This window comes from Amycolatopsis sp. 3B14, assembly GCF_050958625.1.
Lineage (GTDB): Bacteria > Actinomycetota > Actinomycetes > Mycobacteriales > Pseudonocardiaceae > Amycolatopsis_E > Amycolatopsis_E thermoflava.
This window is the reverse complement of sequence record NZ_JBHZEN010000009.1, coordinates 1-13,339: the sequence shown is the minus strand read 5'-3', so window position 1 is coordinate 13,339 and position 13,339 is coordinate 1. Positions and strand designations below refer to the sequence as shown.

The 13,339-nt window shown below is 72.1% G+C and carries 16 protein-coding genes; 11 read left to right on the top strand and 5 right to left on the bottom strand.

The window, feature by feature from the left end:
• Positions 1-55: 55 nt before the first annotated feature.
• Together ACCP09_RS06165 and ACCP09_RS06160 are read left to right on the top strand one after the other, a co-directional pair.
• Positions 56-826, top strand: coding sequence for a DUF5131 family protein (locus tag ACCP09_RS06165; protein ID WP_433743791.1), 771 nt, complete (start codon positions 56-58; stop codon positions 824-826).
• Complete coding sequence (locus tag ACCP09_RS06160) at positions 823-1,278, top strand: SRPBCC domain-containing protein (RefSeq protein WP_027935268.1); 456 nt, start codon at positions 823-825, stop codon at positions 1,276-1,278. Before ACCP09_RS06165 ends, ACCP09_RS06160 begins: the two co-directional genes overlap by 4 nt.
• Position 1,279: 1 nt before the next feature.
• On the opposite strand, the gene msrA is transcribed toward ACCP09_RS06160, so the two are convergent.
• Positions 1,280-1,801, bottom strand: coding sequence for a peptide-methionine (S)-S-oxide reductase MsrA (msrA, locus tag ACCP09_RS06155; RefSeq protein WP_027935269.1), 522 nt, complete (start codon positions 1,799-1,801; stop codon positions 1,280-1,282).
• Between the two features lie 91 nt (positions 1,802-1,892).
• Entirely contained in the window at positions 1,893-2,708 is an 816-nt protein-coding gene (locus ACCP09_RS06150; RefSeq protein ID WP_208722429.1) for a MerR family transcriptional regulator, read from the bottom strand.
• A gap of 64 nt (positions 2,709-2,772) precedes the next feature.
• Here ACCP09_RS06150 and ACCP09_RS06145 point away from each other — a divergent pair, with 64 nt between their 5' ends.
• Positions 2,773-3,537: an SDR family oxidoreductase gene (locus tag ACCP09_RS06145; RefSeq protein ID WP_433743786.1), complete on the top strand. Its 765-nt coding sequence runs from the start codon at positions 2,773-2,775 to the stop codon at positions 3,535-3,537.
• A 9-nt stretch (positions 3,538-3,546) separates the two neighbouring features.
• A complete protein-coding gene (locus ACCP09_RS06140; protein WP_433743783.1) occupies positions 3,547-3,852 on the top strand; it encodes a nuclear transport factor 2 family protein in 306 nt (101 codons plus the stop codon).
• Between the two features lie 599 nt (positions 3,853-4,451).
• Here ACCP09_RS06140 and ACCP09_RS06135 read toward each other — a convergent pair.
• On the bottom strand, positions 4,452-5,165 hold the full coding sequence (locus tag ACCP09_RS06135; RefSeq protein ID WP_433743780.1) for an ArsR/SmtB family transcription factor: 714 nt from the start codon (positions 5,163-5,165) through the stop codon (positions 4,452-4,454).
• Between the two features lie 55 nt (positions 5,166-5,220).
• On the opposite strand from ACCP09_RS06135, the gene ACCP09_RS06130 reads away from it, so the two are divergent.
• From ACCP09_RS06130 to ACCP09_RS06100, 7 genes are read left to right on the top strand one after another with little or no spacing between them, the layout of a single operon-like run.
• Positions 5,221-6,444: an MFS transporter gene (locus ACCP09_RS06130; RefSeq protein WP_433743777.1), complete on the top strand. Its 1,224-nt coding sequence runs from the start codon at positions 5,221-5,223 to the stop codon at positions 6,442-6,444.
• Between the two features lie 56 nt (positions 6,445-6,500).
• Positions 6,501-7,262, top strand: a complete 762-nt coding sequence (locus ACCP09_RS06125; RefSeq protein WP_431906695.1) for an SDR family oxidoreductase — start codon at positions 6,501-6,503, stop codon at positions 7,260-7,262.
• On the top strand, positions 7,259-8,167 hold the full coding sequence (locus ACCP09_RS06120) for an SDR family oxidoreductase (RefSeq protein WP_433743774.1): 909 nt from the start codon (positions 7,259-7,261) through the stop codon (positions 8,165-8,167). Before ACCP09_RS06125 ends, ACCP09_RS06120 begins: the two co-directional genes overlap by 4 nt.
• The gene (locus ACCP09_RS06115; RefSeq protein ID WP_433743771.1) at positions 8,167-8,907 is read left to right on the top strand and encodes an enoyl-CoA hydratase family protein; all 741 of its coding nucleotides are present in this window, start codon (positions 8,167-8,169) and stop codon (positions 8,905-8,907) included. Before ACCP09_RS06120 ends, ACCP09_RS06115 begins: the two co-directional genes overlap by 1 nt.
• The gene (locus ACCP09_RS06110) at positions 8,897-9,751 is read left to right on the top strand and encodes a CoA transferase subunit A (protein ID WP_433744137.1); all 855 of its coding nucleotides are present in this window, start codon (positions 8,897-8,899) and stop codon (positions 9,749-9,751) included. Before ACCP09_RS06115 ends, ACCP09_RS06110 begins: the two co-directional genes overlap by 11 nt.
• The gene (locus ACCP09_RS06105; RefSeq protein WP_433743768.1) at positions 9,748-10,470 is read left to right on the top strand and encodes a CoA-transferase subunit beta; all 723 of its coding nucleotides are present in this window, start codon (positions 9,748-9,750) and stop codon (positions 10,468-10,470) included. The genes ACCP09_RS06110 and ACCP09_RS06105 overlap by 4 nt, the downstream gene beginning before the upstream one ends.
• 2 nt (positions 10,471-10,472) lie before the next feature.
• A complete protein-coding gene (locus tag ACCP09_RS06100) occupies positions 10,473-11,516 on the top strand; it encodes an NAD(P)H-dependent flavin oxidoreductase (protein ID WP_433744134.1) in 1,044 nt (347 codons plus the stop codon).
• Positions 11,517-11,544: 28 nt separating this feature from the next.
• Here the strand turns inward: ACCP09_RS06100 and ACCP09_RS06095 are convergent, their stop codons facing one another.
• Together ACCP09_RS06095 and ACCP09_RS06090 are read right to left on the bottom strand one after the other, a co-directional pair.
• A complete protein-coding gene (locus ACCP09_RS06095; protein WP_433743765.1) occupies positions 11,545-12,696 on the bottom strand; it encodes an acetyl-CoA C-acetyltransferase in 1,152 nt (383 codons plus the stop codon).
• 9 nt (positions 12,697-12,705) lie between these two features.
• Positions 12,706-13,339 (bottom strand): SDR family oxidoreductase (locus ACCP09_RS06090; protein ID WP_433743762.1); only part of this gene is annotated, 634 nt, incomplete at its 5' end.

The following is a 13,339-nucleotide window of genomic DNA, read 5'->3' as shown; positions in this document are numbered from 1 at the left end:
TGCCGTCGCGGCCGTGGAATTCCCAGCGTCCTCGCGTCGGGGGTTCAATGGAAGGATGCGGGACGGCACCATCGAGACCGCGACGTGGAACCCGGCCACCGGCTGCGATCGGGTCAGCCCCGGATGCGACAACTGCTACGCGATGGCCTTCGCGCGGCGGCTGCAGGCCATGGGCAGCCCCGCCTACACCCGCGACGGCGACCCCCGCACCAGCGGACCGGGTTTCGCCCTCACCCTGCACCCCGGGCGGCTGGCGGTCCCCTCGCGCTGGCGAGCGCCCAGGCTGGTGTTCACCGGCTCGATGACCGACCTGTTCCACCCCGGCGTGCCCGAGGCCTTCCTCGCCGACGTGCTCGACGCGATGGCGCGCGCCCCGCAGCACACGTACTTCGCGCTCACCAAACGGCCGGCGCGGATGGCGGCCGTGCTGGCGCGGCTCGCGCCGGAGCCGCTGCCGCACGTGTGGTGGGGCGTGACGATCGAGAGCAACGCCCAGGCCGGGCGCGCCGACCGGCTCCGCGAAACCCCGGCCGCGGTGCGGTTTCTGTCCCTGCAACCGCTGCTCGGCCCGCTGCCGGACCTGGACCTGACGGGGCTCGACTGGGTCTACGCCGGCGGCGAGTCGGGGCCGCACGCGCGCCCGATGGCGGCCGAGTGGGGCCGGCCGGTGCGGGACCGGTGCGTCGCGGCGGGGATCCCGTTCCTGTTCAAGCAGTGGGGCGGCCGGACCCGCAACGCAGGCGGGCGGCTCCTCGACGGCCGCACCTGGGACGAGATGCCGGGAGGATGGACACCCGGCGGCCGCCGCGCCATGGTGTCGTCATGACTTCGACGAGCGTTTCCGGGTTCGTGCGCGCGCCGCGCCGGGAGGTCTACCGCGCCCTGGTCGACGGCGAGGCGATCGCGACGTGGCGGGTGCCGGACGGGATGACGGCCAGGGTGCACGAGTTCGACGCCCGCGAGGGCGGGCGGTTCCGGGTGTCGCTGGTCTACGACGACCCCGGCCGCGAGGGCAAGTCCGGCGGCGCCACCGACACCTACACCGGCCACTTCGCGGTGCTCGAGCCGGGGCGGCGCGTCGTCGAGGTGATCGAGTTCGACAGCCCCGACCCGGCTTCCCAGGGCACGATGACCATGACGACCACCCTCGCCGACGCCGAAGGCGGCACGAAGGTGGTCATCCGGCACGACGGGGTGCCGGCCTCGGTCGCCCCGGAGGACAACGAGACCGGAACCCGGATGGCGCTGGCGAAGCTGGCCGCGTTCGTCGAACGCTAGGTCAGACGACGTACTGCGCGAAGGACTTGCGCACCTTGTTCACCTTCGGCAGCGCGACCGCGAGGCAGTAGCCCTGGCCGGGGTTCTTGGCGAAGAAGTCCTGGTGGTACTCCTCGGCGCGGTAGAACTCGCCCAGCGGCTCCAGGGTGGTCACGATCTCGCCGTCCCACCAGTCGCCGGCGCGCTTGATGGCCGCTTCGAACTCGGCGCGCTGCGTGTCGTCGGCGTAGAACATCGCCGAGCGGTACTGCGTGCCGACGTCGGCGCCCTGACGGTTGAGCTGCCGCGGGTCGTGCAGCGTGAAGAAGACGTCGAGGATGACCTCGGCCGGGATGACCGTCTCGTCGAACGTCACCGCGACCGCCTCCGCGTGCCCGGTCCGCCCGGTGCACACCTGCTCGTACGACGGCTGGGCCGTGTCGCCGCCGGTGTAGCCGGACACCACGTCCTGCACCCCGCGCAGCGTCCGGTAGACCGCGTCCAGGCACCAGAAGCACCCGCCGGCCAGCACGAACGTCCGCATCTCGCATCACCTCTCACCGAGTAGTCCGGCTTGCACCGGGTCAACCCCGCGTGCCGGTCCAGTATTCCGCGCCACGTCCCTTGTGGACTCCTCAGGCCGGGGCGACGCGGAAGACCGGCCACCCGATCTCGGTCCGCCACGCCGCCGGGTCGGCGGTGTCCCGTGGGCCGCTGAGGTAGACCTCGCGCACCGGTCCGGCCACGGCGAGCGCGTGCTCCACCACCCAGCGGCCGAGCTCGCCGTAGGTGACGTCGATCGTGTCGTGGTCGCCCGGGTGGGTGGCGACCGCGAGTTCCGCGGCGGGCAGCGTCACCGGCCGCACCCGCCCGGCGGGCGCGGGTGGTTCGGTGACCGGCAGGTAGACCAGCATCCGGCCGCGGCCGTGGGTGAACAGCTCGTTGTCGTACAGACCGCCGGGCGGGCCGGCCGGGGCCGGCACCACCGCGTCCAGCTCGGCCATCGCGCCCGCGTACCAGGCGAGCACGTCGGCCTCCGCGACGGTCCCCTCGACCGCGGCGACGGTCGTGGCCGGTGTCCGGCGCAGCTCGACCGCCAGTTCGCCGGGTTCGGGGGTGAGCAGCCTGCGCAGCGACGTGACCGCCGCGCGGGTGCGTTCCAGCTGGTCCTCCAGCCGCCGCAGGTGCTCGCCGACCAGCAGCGCCCTGGCTTCCGGGTCGGGGCTGCCCAGGATGCGGCGCACCTCGGGCAGCGGCACGTCGAGCTCGCGCAGCCGGTGGATCACCTGCGCGGCCGGGATCTGCGCCGCGTCGTAGTAGCGGTAGCCGGTGGCCGGGTCGACGCGGGCGGGTTCGAGCAGTCCGGCGTCGTGGTAGCGGCGCAGCGTGCGGATGCTCAGGTGGGTCAGCTTCGCGAACTCGCCGATGGTCAGCACCAGCGGATTCTGCACCCTCTCCCCGGGGGAGGGTCGAGTGCTTGACCCTCGCGCGCGGGCACGGCGGAGTGTGCGGGGCATGAACGAATCCCTGGAGGGGCGGCGCGCCCTGGTGACCGGCGGCGGGCGGGGCACCGGCGCGGCCGTCGTCGCCCGGCTGCGTGCAGCCGGTGCTGATGTCCTGGCCACCGCCCGCACTCGCCCGGAACACGCCGACGGCCCGTTCGTCGCCGCCGACGTCACGGCGCCCGGCGGGGTCGAGACGGTGGTGCGGGAGGTGCGCGACCGGTTCGGGGCGCTGGACATCCTGGTGCACACCGTGGGCGGGTCCTCCGCGCCGGGTGGCGGGTTCGCGGCGCTGACCGACCGGCACTGGCAGGACGAGCTCGACCTCAACCTGCTCGCCGCGGTGCGCCTGGACCGGGCGCTGCTGCCGGACCTGGCCGCGGGCGGGGCGGTCGTGCACGTGTCGTCCATCCAGCGGCGGCTGCCGCTGTTCGAGGCGACGCTCGGGTACGCGGCCGCGAAGGCCGCGCTCACCACGTACAGCAAGGGGCTGGCGAAGGAGCTGGCGCCGCGCGGGGTGCGGGTGAACGTGGTCTCCCCGGGCGCGATCCGCACCTCCGCGGCGGATGCCCTGGTCGCGCGCCTGGCCGAGGCGGACGGCATCGACGAGCGGGCCGCCTGGGACCGGCTGACGGCCGCGCTCGGCGGCATCCCGCTGGGACGGCCCACGCTGCCCGAGGAGGTGGCGGAGCTGGTGGCGTTCCTGGTGTCCGACCGGGCGGCCGCCATCACGGGCGCGGAACACACGATCGACGGCGGCACGGTGCCGACCGTCTGAGGAGGAACGATGACCGAACTGCCACAGGCGATCCGCGACTACCTGGCTGGTCCGAGTGCCGCGGGCTTCACCCCTGATGCCGTGGTCACCGACGACGGCCGGACGTACCGCGGGACGGAAGAGATCGACGGGTGGCTGCACCGCGCGGCCACGGAGTACCAGTACACGGCCACGCTGACGGGAGTTTCCCGCGTGGCGGGCGAGTGGACGGTGACACAGCACCTGACCGGGAACTTTCCCGGTGGGGAGGTGGAGCTGCACTACCGGTTCCGGCTGCGCGGGGAGCGGATCGCCGCGCTGACCATCGCCCCCTGAGCTTCGAGGTGGCGCGGGGATCGCAGGCCCGGCGCCCGGTCTGCGCGGCCGGGCCCTGGGCCTGCCGCGGCGCGGCTGCGCTGGCCGTTGGGCCTGCGGCGCCGCTCTGCGGCGGCATTCAACGCTGGGGGCCGGCCCGGCGGCCGATCGCCCAGGCGCTCGGCCGCGCCGGTCAGCGGTGCCCGGCGATTCCGGGGTGGGCCGCGGTCATCGCTGCCCGGTCGGGGAATCGGCCGCGCCGGTCGAGGGAGCCTGGCGCCCCTGGGTGGCGCTGCGGCTGCCGGGAATCACCGGCTCGATCGCGGTCAGCGGCTGAGGGCCGGCCGCAGATCGCTCGACCGCGTGCCGCTCGATGCGGCCAGGCGGTCCCGGGCCCGGCAATCGCCGGTGCCATCGCGGTCAGCGGCCGAGCGCCGGCGCGGCGGCCGATCGCCCGGGCGCTCGGCCGCGCCGCTCGGTGTGGCGAGGCGGTCTCGGGTCGCGGCCGGGGATTGCCGGTGAGATTGCGGTCGGTGGCCGAGGGCCGGCAGCAGATTCGCTCGGCCGCGCCCTTCGATGCGGCGAGGGGCCCGCGGCCGGGGTCGCCGGTGCGAGCGCGGTCAGCGGTCGAGCACCAGGCCCGGCAGCAGGTCCCCCAGGCGGTCGCCCGCGTCGGGGTGGAGGGTCAGCGTTCGGCCGTCCGCGTCGACCTCCACCAGGCCCTCCGTGCGCAGCCGGGTCAGGATCGCGTGCCCGAGGGCGCCTCCCAGGTGCGGGCGGCGCAACGTGCGGTCCAGGCAGCTCGTCGCCGTCTTGCGGCGGCCCGCCGTCAGCGTGTCCGCGTCGATGCCCAGCCGCGCCAGCACCTCCGTCGCCCGCGGGCCGAGCTCCAGCTCGTCGGTGTCGGCCCGGCGGCGGAGCGCGTCTTCGGCCAGCAGGTGGTCCAGCACGGCCACCCCGAGCCGCCCGGCCGCGTGGTCGTAACACAGCCGCTCCGGTGGCGCGGCCGGGCCGGGCAGCGGGAGCGCACCGCCCGCGTAGTCGGCCAGCGCGTCCAGCACCGCGGTGATCGCGGGGTCCTTCAGCCGGTACGTGACGTGCCGCCCGCTTTGCGACGTCACCACCAGCCCGGCCTGCCGCAGCTTCGCCAGGTGGTTGCCCAAGCGCGCCGGTGTCACGCCGAGGACGTCCGCCAGCTGGGTCATCCCGTGCGGCCCCTCGTGCGCGAGCAGCTGCAGCACCGTCAGCCGGATCGGGTCGGCCAGCTCGCGCGCCAGCCCGGTCACCGTCGCCACCACCGGCTGCTCGGCGCTGGTCCATCCGAGGGAGGTCACGCCCAGACCCTACCATCGACTTTCACGTTTCACGGAGACGTGATAGGTCTATGTGATGCGTCGCTACTGGCACGAGCAGATCCCGCCGCCCGGCCCGTTCCGGGTGATGGCGCTCGGCGTGCTGGTCACCACTGCCGGCGGCGGCGCGTGGTTCACGACCTGGGCGGTCTACTTCACGTCCGTCGCCGGGCTGCCTGCCCCGGTCGTCGGCCTCGGGCTGATGCTCGCGGGCGGCGCGGGCCTGCTCGCGGCGACACCGGTCGGCGCGCTGGCGGACCGGCTCGGGCCTCGGGAGCTGCTGATCGCCCTGATCGCGGTCGAGGGCGTGTCGATGGCCGCGTTCGTGTTCGCGCACCACGTCGCGGTGTTCCTGGCCGTCGCGGTCGTCAACACGGCCGCCGACCGCGCCACCGCCGGGGTCCGCACCGCCTACGTGGCGCAGCTGGCCGACGAGGAGACCCGCGTGGCGCACCTGGCCCGGCAGCGGGTCGCCAGCCACCTCGGCTACACCGTCGGTGCGGCGGCCGGCGCGGCCTGCCTGACGTTGGGCAGCCCGGCCGCGTTCCACGTCCTGATCGCGGTCAACGCGCTCACCTCACTGGCCTACGCCGCGTTGCTCACCCGCGTTCCGAGGGTGCGGCCGGTCGCGCGGGCGCGCAAGCCGCGCACCGTGCTCGCCGACCCCGCGTTCCTCGCCGTCGTCTCGACGACCGGCCTGCTTTCGCTGTGCTGGGGCCTGGTGTCGACCGCGCTCCCGCTGTGGCTGGTCCGCGACACGCACCTGCCTGCCGGGCTGGCGGGCGTGGTCGTCATCGTCAACTCGCTCGGCGTCGCGCTCCTGCAGGTCGTCGCGAGCCGAGGCTGCACCGGCTCGCGACGCGGCGCCGCGCGGGCGGTCTGGTCGGGCGCCGCCCTCGCGCTGGCCTGCCTGCTGTTCGCTGCGACGGCCGGCGGCAGCGGCGCGATCGCCGTCGGCCTGGTGCTGCTCGCCGCGGCCGCCCACTTGGCCGGTGAGCTGTGGTTCATCGCCGCGAAGTGGGCGCTCACCCTCGACCTGACCCCGCCCGGCGCGACCGGTCGCTACCAGGGGCTGGCCGCCACGGCCCAGGCCGGCGCACAGATGCTCAGCCCGGCGCTGATGACGCTGCTCGTCGGGACCTGGGGCCGCCCCGGCTGGTTCGTGCTCGCCGCGGTGTTCCTCGCCGCCGGGCTGGGCACGGTTCCGGCGGCTCGCTGGGCCGTCCGCACCCGGGTGGAAACCGGTTCTCGTGTTTCCTGAACAGCACGCAGACCAGCAAGCTTGTCCCTGACGAGAACATGTTCTAGTTTTGGGGTGTGGAGAGCGATCTGGGCCTGGCCGGAGCCGTGGTCCTGGTGACCGGGGGTGTCCGTGGCGTGGGCCGCGGCATCACGCGGGTGTTCCAGGCCTGCGGCGCGCACGTGGTGACCTGCGCCCGGCGCGAGCCCGAGGAACCGGCGGGCGAGTTCATCGCGTGCGATGTGCGTGATCCAGATCAGGTCGCGGCGCTGATCGGTCGGGTTGTGGACGAGCACGGTCGGCTGGATGTGGTGGTGAACAACGCGGGTGGTAGTCCGTTCGCTTCCGCTGCGGAGGCGTCGCCGCGGTTTCACGACAAGATCGTGCGGTTGAACTTGTTGGCGCCGTTGCTGGTGGCGCAGCAGGCGAACGCGGTGATGCAGCGCCAGGACGGTGGCGGGTCGATCGTGATGATCTCGAGCGTGTCCGCGACTCGTCCGTCGCCGGGGACGGCCGCGTATGGGGCGGCGAAGGCTGGGTTGGACAACCTCACGGCGAGTTTGGCGGTGGAGTGGGCGCCGAAGGTGCGGGTGAACGCGCTGGATGTGGGTTTGGTGCGCACGGAGCAGGCGCATCTGCATTACGGCAGCGACGTGGCGGCGGTGGGGAAGACGGTGCCGTTGGGGCGGCTGGCCGAGCCGGAGGAGGTCGGCCGGTGTGCCGCGTTCCTGGCCTCGGGTCTGGCTTCGTATGTGTCGGGGGCGACGTTGAAGGTGCACGGCGGCGGTGAGGTGCCCGCGTTCCAGGCGGCCGCGGACGTCAACAGGGAGGGCCAGTGAGCAGGTTGTGCCAGGACCGGGTCGTCATCGTGACCGGCGCGGGCCGCGGGATCGGGCGGGCGCACGCGCTGGCGTTCGCGGCGGAGGGTGCGCGGGTGGTGGTCAACGACGTCGGTGTGGCCCTCGACGGCTCGACGACCGGCGACGGTCCGGCCGCCCAGGTGGTGGCGGAGATCGAGGCTCTCGGTGGCGAGGCCGTGGCGAACACCGATGACGTGGCGGATTGGGCGGGGGCGCGGAACCTGATCGGCACCGCGGTGGAGCGGTTCGGCCGGCTGGATGTGCTGGTGAACAACGCGGGTTTCGTGCGGGATCGGATGCTGGTCAACCTGGGTGAGGAGGAGTGGGACGCGGTGATCCGGGTCCACCTCAAGGGTCATTTCGCGCCGTTGCGGCATGCGGCGGAGTACTGGCGCGGTGAGGCGAAGGCGGGGCGGATGCCGAGTGCGCGGGTGATCAACACCAGTTCCGGCGCGGGTCTGCTGGGCAGTGTGGGGCAGTCGAACTATTCGGCGGCGAAGGCGGGGATCGCCGGGCTCACGGTGGTCGCGGCGGCGGAACTGCAGCGGTATGGCGTGACGGTGAACGCGATCGCCCCCTCAGCGCGGACCCGCATGACCGAGGAGGTGTTCGCGGCGACGATGGCCCGGCCGGATGCGGGGTTTGACGCGATGGCGCCGGAGAACGTCTCGCCGCTGGTGGTGTGGCTCGGCAGCGCCGAGTCCGCCGGTGTGACGGGCCGGGTGTTCGAGGTGGAGGGCGGGAAGGTGTCGCTGGCGCAGGCGTGGCGGCACGGCCCGTTCGTGGACAAGGGCGCCCGGTGGGAGCCGGCCGAGTTGGGGCCGGTGGTGGAGAAGTTGATCGCCGAGGCGCCCGCGCCCGAGCCTGTGTATGGAGCGTCCTGATGCCGGTGTTGACCAAACGCGACAGTCACATCGAGACGATCACGGTGGATTTTCCGCCGGTGAATGCGTTGCCGGTGCAGGGCTGGTTCGACCTTGCTGCCGCTGTGCGGGCCGCGGGGGAGGATCCGGATGTGCGCGTGGTGGTGCTGCGGGCGGAGGGCCGCGGGTTCAACGCGGGGGTGGATATCAAGGAGATCCAGCGCACCGCTGGGTATGAGGCGCTCGTGGGCGCGAACAAGGGCTGTTATGCGGCTTTTGGTGCGGTGTATGACTGTGCGGTGCCGGTGGTGGCGGCGGTGCACGGGTTCTGTCTGGGCGGCGGGATCGGCCTGGTAGGCAATGCCGATGTGATCGTCGCGTCGGAGGATGCGACGTTCGGGGTGCCGGAGGTGGAGCGTGGTGCGCTGGGTGCGGCCACGCACCTGGCGCGGTTGGTGCCGCAGCATTTGATGCGCACGTTGTATTTCACGGCGCGGCAGATCAGTGCCGCGGAGTTGCATCGGCATGGCTCGGTGTATCGGGTGGTGCCGCGGGCGGAGCTGGATGAGAGCGCGTTGGCGGTGGCGCGGGATATCGCGGCGAAGGATCCGCGGGTGATCCGGGCGGCGAAGGAGGCGTTGAACGGTATCGACACCCAGCAGGTGCACCGTAGTTACCGGTTCGAGCAGGGGTTCACCTTCGAGCTGAACCTGCTGGGCGCCTCGGATGAGGCTCGGGAGGAGTTCCTCAATGGCCGATAAGCGCATGACCGCCGACGAGGTCGCGGCGGAGGTCCGGGACGGCATGACCCTCGGCATCGGCGGCTGGGGATCCCGCCGCAAACCGATGGCCCTCATCCGCGCCCTGCTGCGCACCCCGGTGAAGGACCTGACCGTGGTCTCCTACGGCGGCCCCGATGTGGGGTTGTTGTGCGCGGCGGGGAAAGTCAAGCGGGTGGTGTTCGGGTTCGTCACCCTGGACTCGATCCCGTTCGACCCGTGGTTCGGCCGGGCCCGGGAGACCGGGGCGATCGAGGTGACCGAATACGACGAGGGCATGTTCGCGGCGGCGCTCTCGGCGGCGGCGCAGCGGTTGCCGTTCCTGCCCCTGCGCGCCGGTTTGGGCTCGGAGGTCATGCGGCTCAATCCCGAGTTACGCACGGTCCGTTCGCCCTACCCCGACGGAGAAGAACTGGTGGCAGTCCCGGCGCAGGAGCTCGATGTGGCGCTGGTGCACCTCAATCGCGCCGATGCTCGGGGTAACGCCCAGTATCTCGGGCCGGATCCGTACTTCGACGATCTGTTCTGCCTGGCCGCGAAGAAACGGTTCGTCTCGGTGGAGAAGGTGGTGGAGACGGCGGAGTTGACGGGGCCGGTGCAGTCGTTGCTGCTCAACCGCGGCTGCGTGGATGGGGTGGTGGAGGCGCCGCGGGGGGCGCATTTCACCACCGCGGTCCCCGACTACGGCCGGGACGAGCGGTTCCAGAAGCACTACGTGGCGTGCGCGAAAGACCTGGACGCGTGGCCCGGGTTCGTGGATCGGTTCCTGTCCGGCGACGAGCGGCGGTATTTGTCCGAAGTGGATCGATTCGAGGCGGCGGCATGAGCGCGACCAGGGCCGAGATCGCCGTAGTGGCGGTGGCCGAGCTGTTCCGCGGCGACGGGGAGATCGTGGCCAGCCCGATGGGCTACCTCCCGTCGCTGGGCGCGAAACTCGCCCGCCTGACCTTCGAACCCGACCTGCTGCTCTCCGACGGCGAGGCCTACTTGATCAACGCCGACGGGGTGGTGGAAGGCTGGCAGCCGTTCCGCAAGATGCTGGACACGATCGTGCCGCACGGGCGGCGACACGTGGTGATGGGCGCCAACCAGATCGATCGGTTCGGCAACCAGAACATCTCCGCCATCGGCGACCACGCCCGCCCGGCCAAGCAGCTGCTCGGGGTGCGGGGCGCGCCGGGCAACACCGCCAACCACCGCACCAGCTACTGGGTGCCCCGCCACAGCCGGCGCGTGTTCGTCGAATCCGTGGACATCGTGTCCGGTGTGGGCTACGACAACGCCGCCAAGGCCGGACTCAAGTACCACGACGTGCACCGGGTGGTGACCAACCTCGGCGTGTTCGACTTCGCCACCCCCGACCACGCCATGCGCGCCGTCTCACTGCACCCCGGCGTCACCCCCGCCGAGGTCACGGCCGCCACCTCCTTCGACATCGACCTGTCCTCGGCAGGAGTGAGCCGCGAGCCCACTGACGAGGAGCTGCGGCTGATCCGCGAGGTGCTGGACCCGAAGGGCCTGCGGGACAAGGAAGTCCCCTCATGACCCTGGACACCGCGCTCACGCGGCTGGTCGGCGTCCGCCACCCGGTGGTGCAGACCGGAATGGGCTGGGTGGCGGGGCCGCGACTGGTGTCCGCCACCGCCGAAGCCGGTGGGCTCGGCATCCTCGCCTCGGCCACCATGACCTACCCCGAACTCGAAGCCGCCATCACGGAGGTCAAACAGCGCACCGACCAGCCCTTCGGCGTCAACCTCCGCGCCGACGCGGGAGACGCAGGCGAGCGGGTCGACCTGCTCATCCGCGAAGGTGTCAAAGTCGCGTCGTTCGCGCTGGCGCCGCGCCAGGAGATGATCGCCAAACTCCGCGACCACGGCATCGTGGTAATCCCGTCCATCGGAGCCGCGCGGCACGCCGAAAAGGTCGCCGCCTGGGGAGCGGATGCCGTGATCGTGCAGGGCGGCGAGGGCGGCGGGCACACCGGCGGCGTGGCGACGACGCTGCTGCTGCCGTCGGTGCTGGACGCGGTGGACATCCCCGTCGTCGCGGCGGGTGGGTTCTTCGACGGCCGCGGACTCGCCGCCGCGCTGGCCTATGGCGCGGCCGGGGTGGCGATGGGGACACGGTTCCTGCTGAGCAAGGAAAGCACCGTGCCAGAGGAGGTCAAGCGGCTCTACCTCGCGCAGAACCTCACCGGCACCGTGGTGACACGGCGCGTCGACGGGCTGCCGCACCGCGTGTTGCGCACCGAGCTGGTCGAGAAACTGGAAGACACCGGCCGGGTCCGCGGCACCATCCACGCCGTCCGCAACGCCCTACGCTTCCGCAAGCTCACCGGCCTCTCCCTGCCCGCCATGATCCGCGAAGGCCTCGCCATGAAACACGGCAACGAGATGACCTGGAGCCAGATCATCATGGCCGCCAACACCCCGATGCTCCTCCGCGCCGGCCTCGTCGAAGGCCGCACCGACGCGGGCGTCCTCGCCTCCGGCCAAGTCGTCGGCATGATCGACGACCTCCCGACGGTGGCCGACATCATCGACACCACCGTCAGACAGGCCGAGGAGATACTTCAGCGGCTGGGTGGTTGAGGGGAGGCGCGGTGCGCCTCCCGCTCGGTCACAACCGTTCGATGATGGTGACGTTGGCGGTGCCGCCGCCTTCGCACATGGTTTGCAGGCCGTAGCGGCCGTTGCGGCGTTCGAGTTCGTGGAGGAGGGTGGCCAGCAGCTTCGTCCCGGTGGCGCCGATCGGGTGGCCGAGGGCGATGCCGCCGCCGTTGACGTTGACTCGGTCGGGGTTGGCGCCGGTTTCGTCGAGCCAGGCCAGGACGACGCTGGCGAAGGCTTCGTTGACCTCGAAGAGGTCGATGTCGTCGACGGTGAGGCCGGTTTTCTTCAGGGCGTGGGCGGTGGCGGGGATGGGTCCGGTGAGCATCCACACCGGGTCGGCCGCCCGGACGGAGATGTGGTGGATGCGGGCGCGTGGGGTGAGTCCGTGTTCCCGCACGAAGGACTCCGAGGCGATCAGCGCGGCGCTGGCGCCGTCGGAGATCTGGCTCGCCACGGCCGCGGTCAGGCGAGAACCCTCGGAGAGCGGCTTCAACCCCTGCATGCGTTCCAGGCTGGTGTCGCGGCGCGGGCCTTCGTCCACCGAGAAGTCATCGACCGGCGCGATCTCTGCGGTGAAGCGTCCGGTGTCGATGGCCTCGATCGCGCGCTGGTGGCTGCGCAGCGCATAGGCTTCCATGGCTTCGCGGGTGATGTCCCAGTGTTCGGCGATCATGTCGGCGGAGCGGAACTGCGACACCTCGACGCTGCCGTACCGCTCCTGCCAGCCCTTGGAGCCGGAGAACGGGTCGTCGAACCCGTACTCCCGCCCGGCGAGCATCGCGGCACTGATCGGGATCCGGCTCATGTTCTGCACCCCGCCGGCCACCACCAGGTCCTGCGTCCCGGACAGCACGGCCTGCGCGGCGAAGTGCACGGCCTGCTGGCTCGACCCGCACTGCCGGTCCACGGTCACCCCCGGCACGTGGTCCGGGAACCCCGCCGCCAGCCACGCGGTTCGCGCGATGTTGCCGGACTGCGGCCCGAGCGTGTCGGTGCAGCCGAGGATCACGTCGTCGACCAGGTCCGGGTCCACCCCGGCCCGCGAAACCACCGCGCGGATGATGTGCGCGCCCAGGTCAGCGGAGTGCCACCCGGACAACGCACCGCCACGCCGGCCGACGGGGGTGCGGACGGCGTCGAGGAGAAAGGCTTCAGGCACTTGGGCTCCCTAGGGGTGCTGGCTGGACACGGACACCACTTCACCGGTCATGTAGCTCGCGTAGTCGCTGGCGAGGAACACCATCACGTTGGCCACCTCCCAGGGTTCGGCCGCCCGCCCGAACGCTTCCCGGCCCTGCAACTCCTGCAGCAGTTCGTCGCTGGTCACTTTGGCGAGGAACGGGTGCATCGCCAAACTCGGCGCCACGGCGTTGATCCGCACGCCGTGCTCGGCGGCGTCCAGGGCGGAACATCGGGTCAACGCCATCACCCCGGCTTTGGCGGCGGCGTAGTGGGCCTGCCCGGCCTGCGCCCGCCATCCGATGACGGAGGCGTTGTTGACGATCGATCCGCCGCCGCCCTGGTCCACGAACTGCCGCAGCACCGCCCGGGTGCAGCGAAAGGTGCCGGTCAACGTGATGTCCAGGACCCGCGACCATTCCTCGTCGGTCATCTCCAGCACGGACCGGGTGCCGCCGAGGCCGGCGTTGTTGATCATTACGTCGATTCGGCCGAACTGCTCCACCGCCCCGGCAATCAACCCCTGCACCTGGGATTCGTCCGTGACGTCGCAGGTGATCGCGTGCACCTTGCCCAGTTCGGCCAGCTCGGCGGCCTTCTCCGCGAGGCGGCGTTCGTGCCAG

Coding starts and splice junctions, on each gene's coding strand:
- ACCP09_RS06130 (WP_433743777.1), top strand. CDS start 5,221: ATGCGTCGCTACTGGCACGAGCAGATCCCGCCGCCCGGCCCGTTCCGG.
- ACCP09_RS06145 (WP_433743786.1), top strand. CDS start 2,773: ATGAACGAATCCCTGGAGGGGCGGCGCGCCCTGGTGACCGGCGGCGGG.
- ACCP09_RS06165 (WP_433743791.1), top strand. CDS start 56: ATGCGGGACGGCACCATCGAGACCGCGACGTGGAACCCGGCCACCGGC.
- ACCP09_RS06115 (WP_433743771.1), top strand. CDS start 8,167: ATGCCGGTGTTGACCAAACGCGACAGTCACATCGAGACGATCACGGTG.
- ACCP09_RS06160 (WP_027935268.1), top strand. CDS start 823: ATGACTTCGACGAGCGTTTCCGGGTTCGTGCGCGCGCCGCGCCGGGAG.
- ACCP09_RS06110 (WP_433744137.1), top strand. CDS start 8,897: ATGGCCGATAAGCGCATGACCGCCGACGAGGTCGCGGCGGAGGTCCGG.
- msrA (WP_027935269.1), bottom strand. CDS start 1,801: ATGCGGACGTTCGTGCTGGCCGGCGGGTGCTTCTGGTGCCTGGACGCG.
- ACCP09_RS06105 (WP_433743768.1), top strand. CDS start 9,748: ATGAGCGCGACCAGGGCCGAGATCGCCGTAGTGGCGGTGGCCGAGCTG.
- ACCP09_RS06140 (WP_433743783.1), top strand. CDS start 3,547: ATGACCGAACTGCCACAGGCGATCCGCGACTACCTGGCTGGTCCGAGT.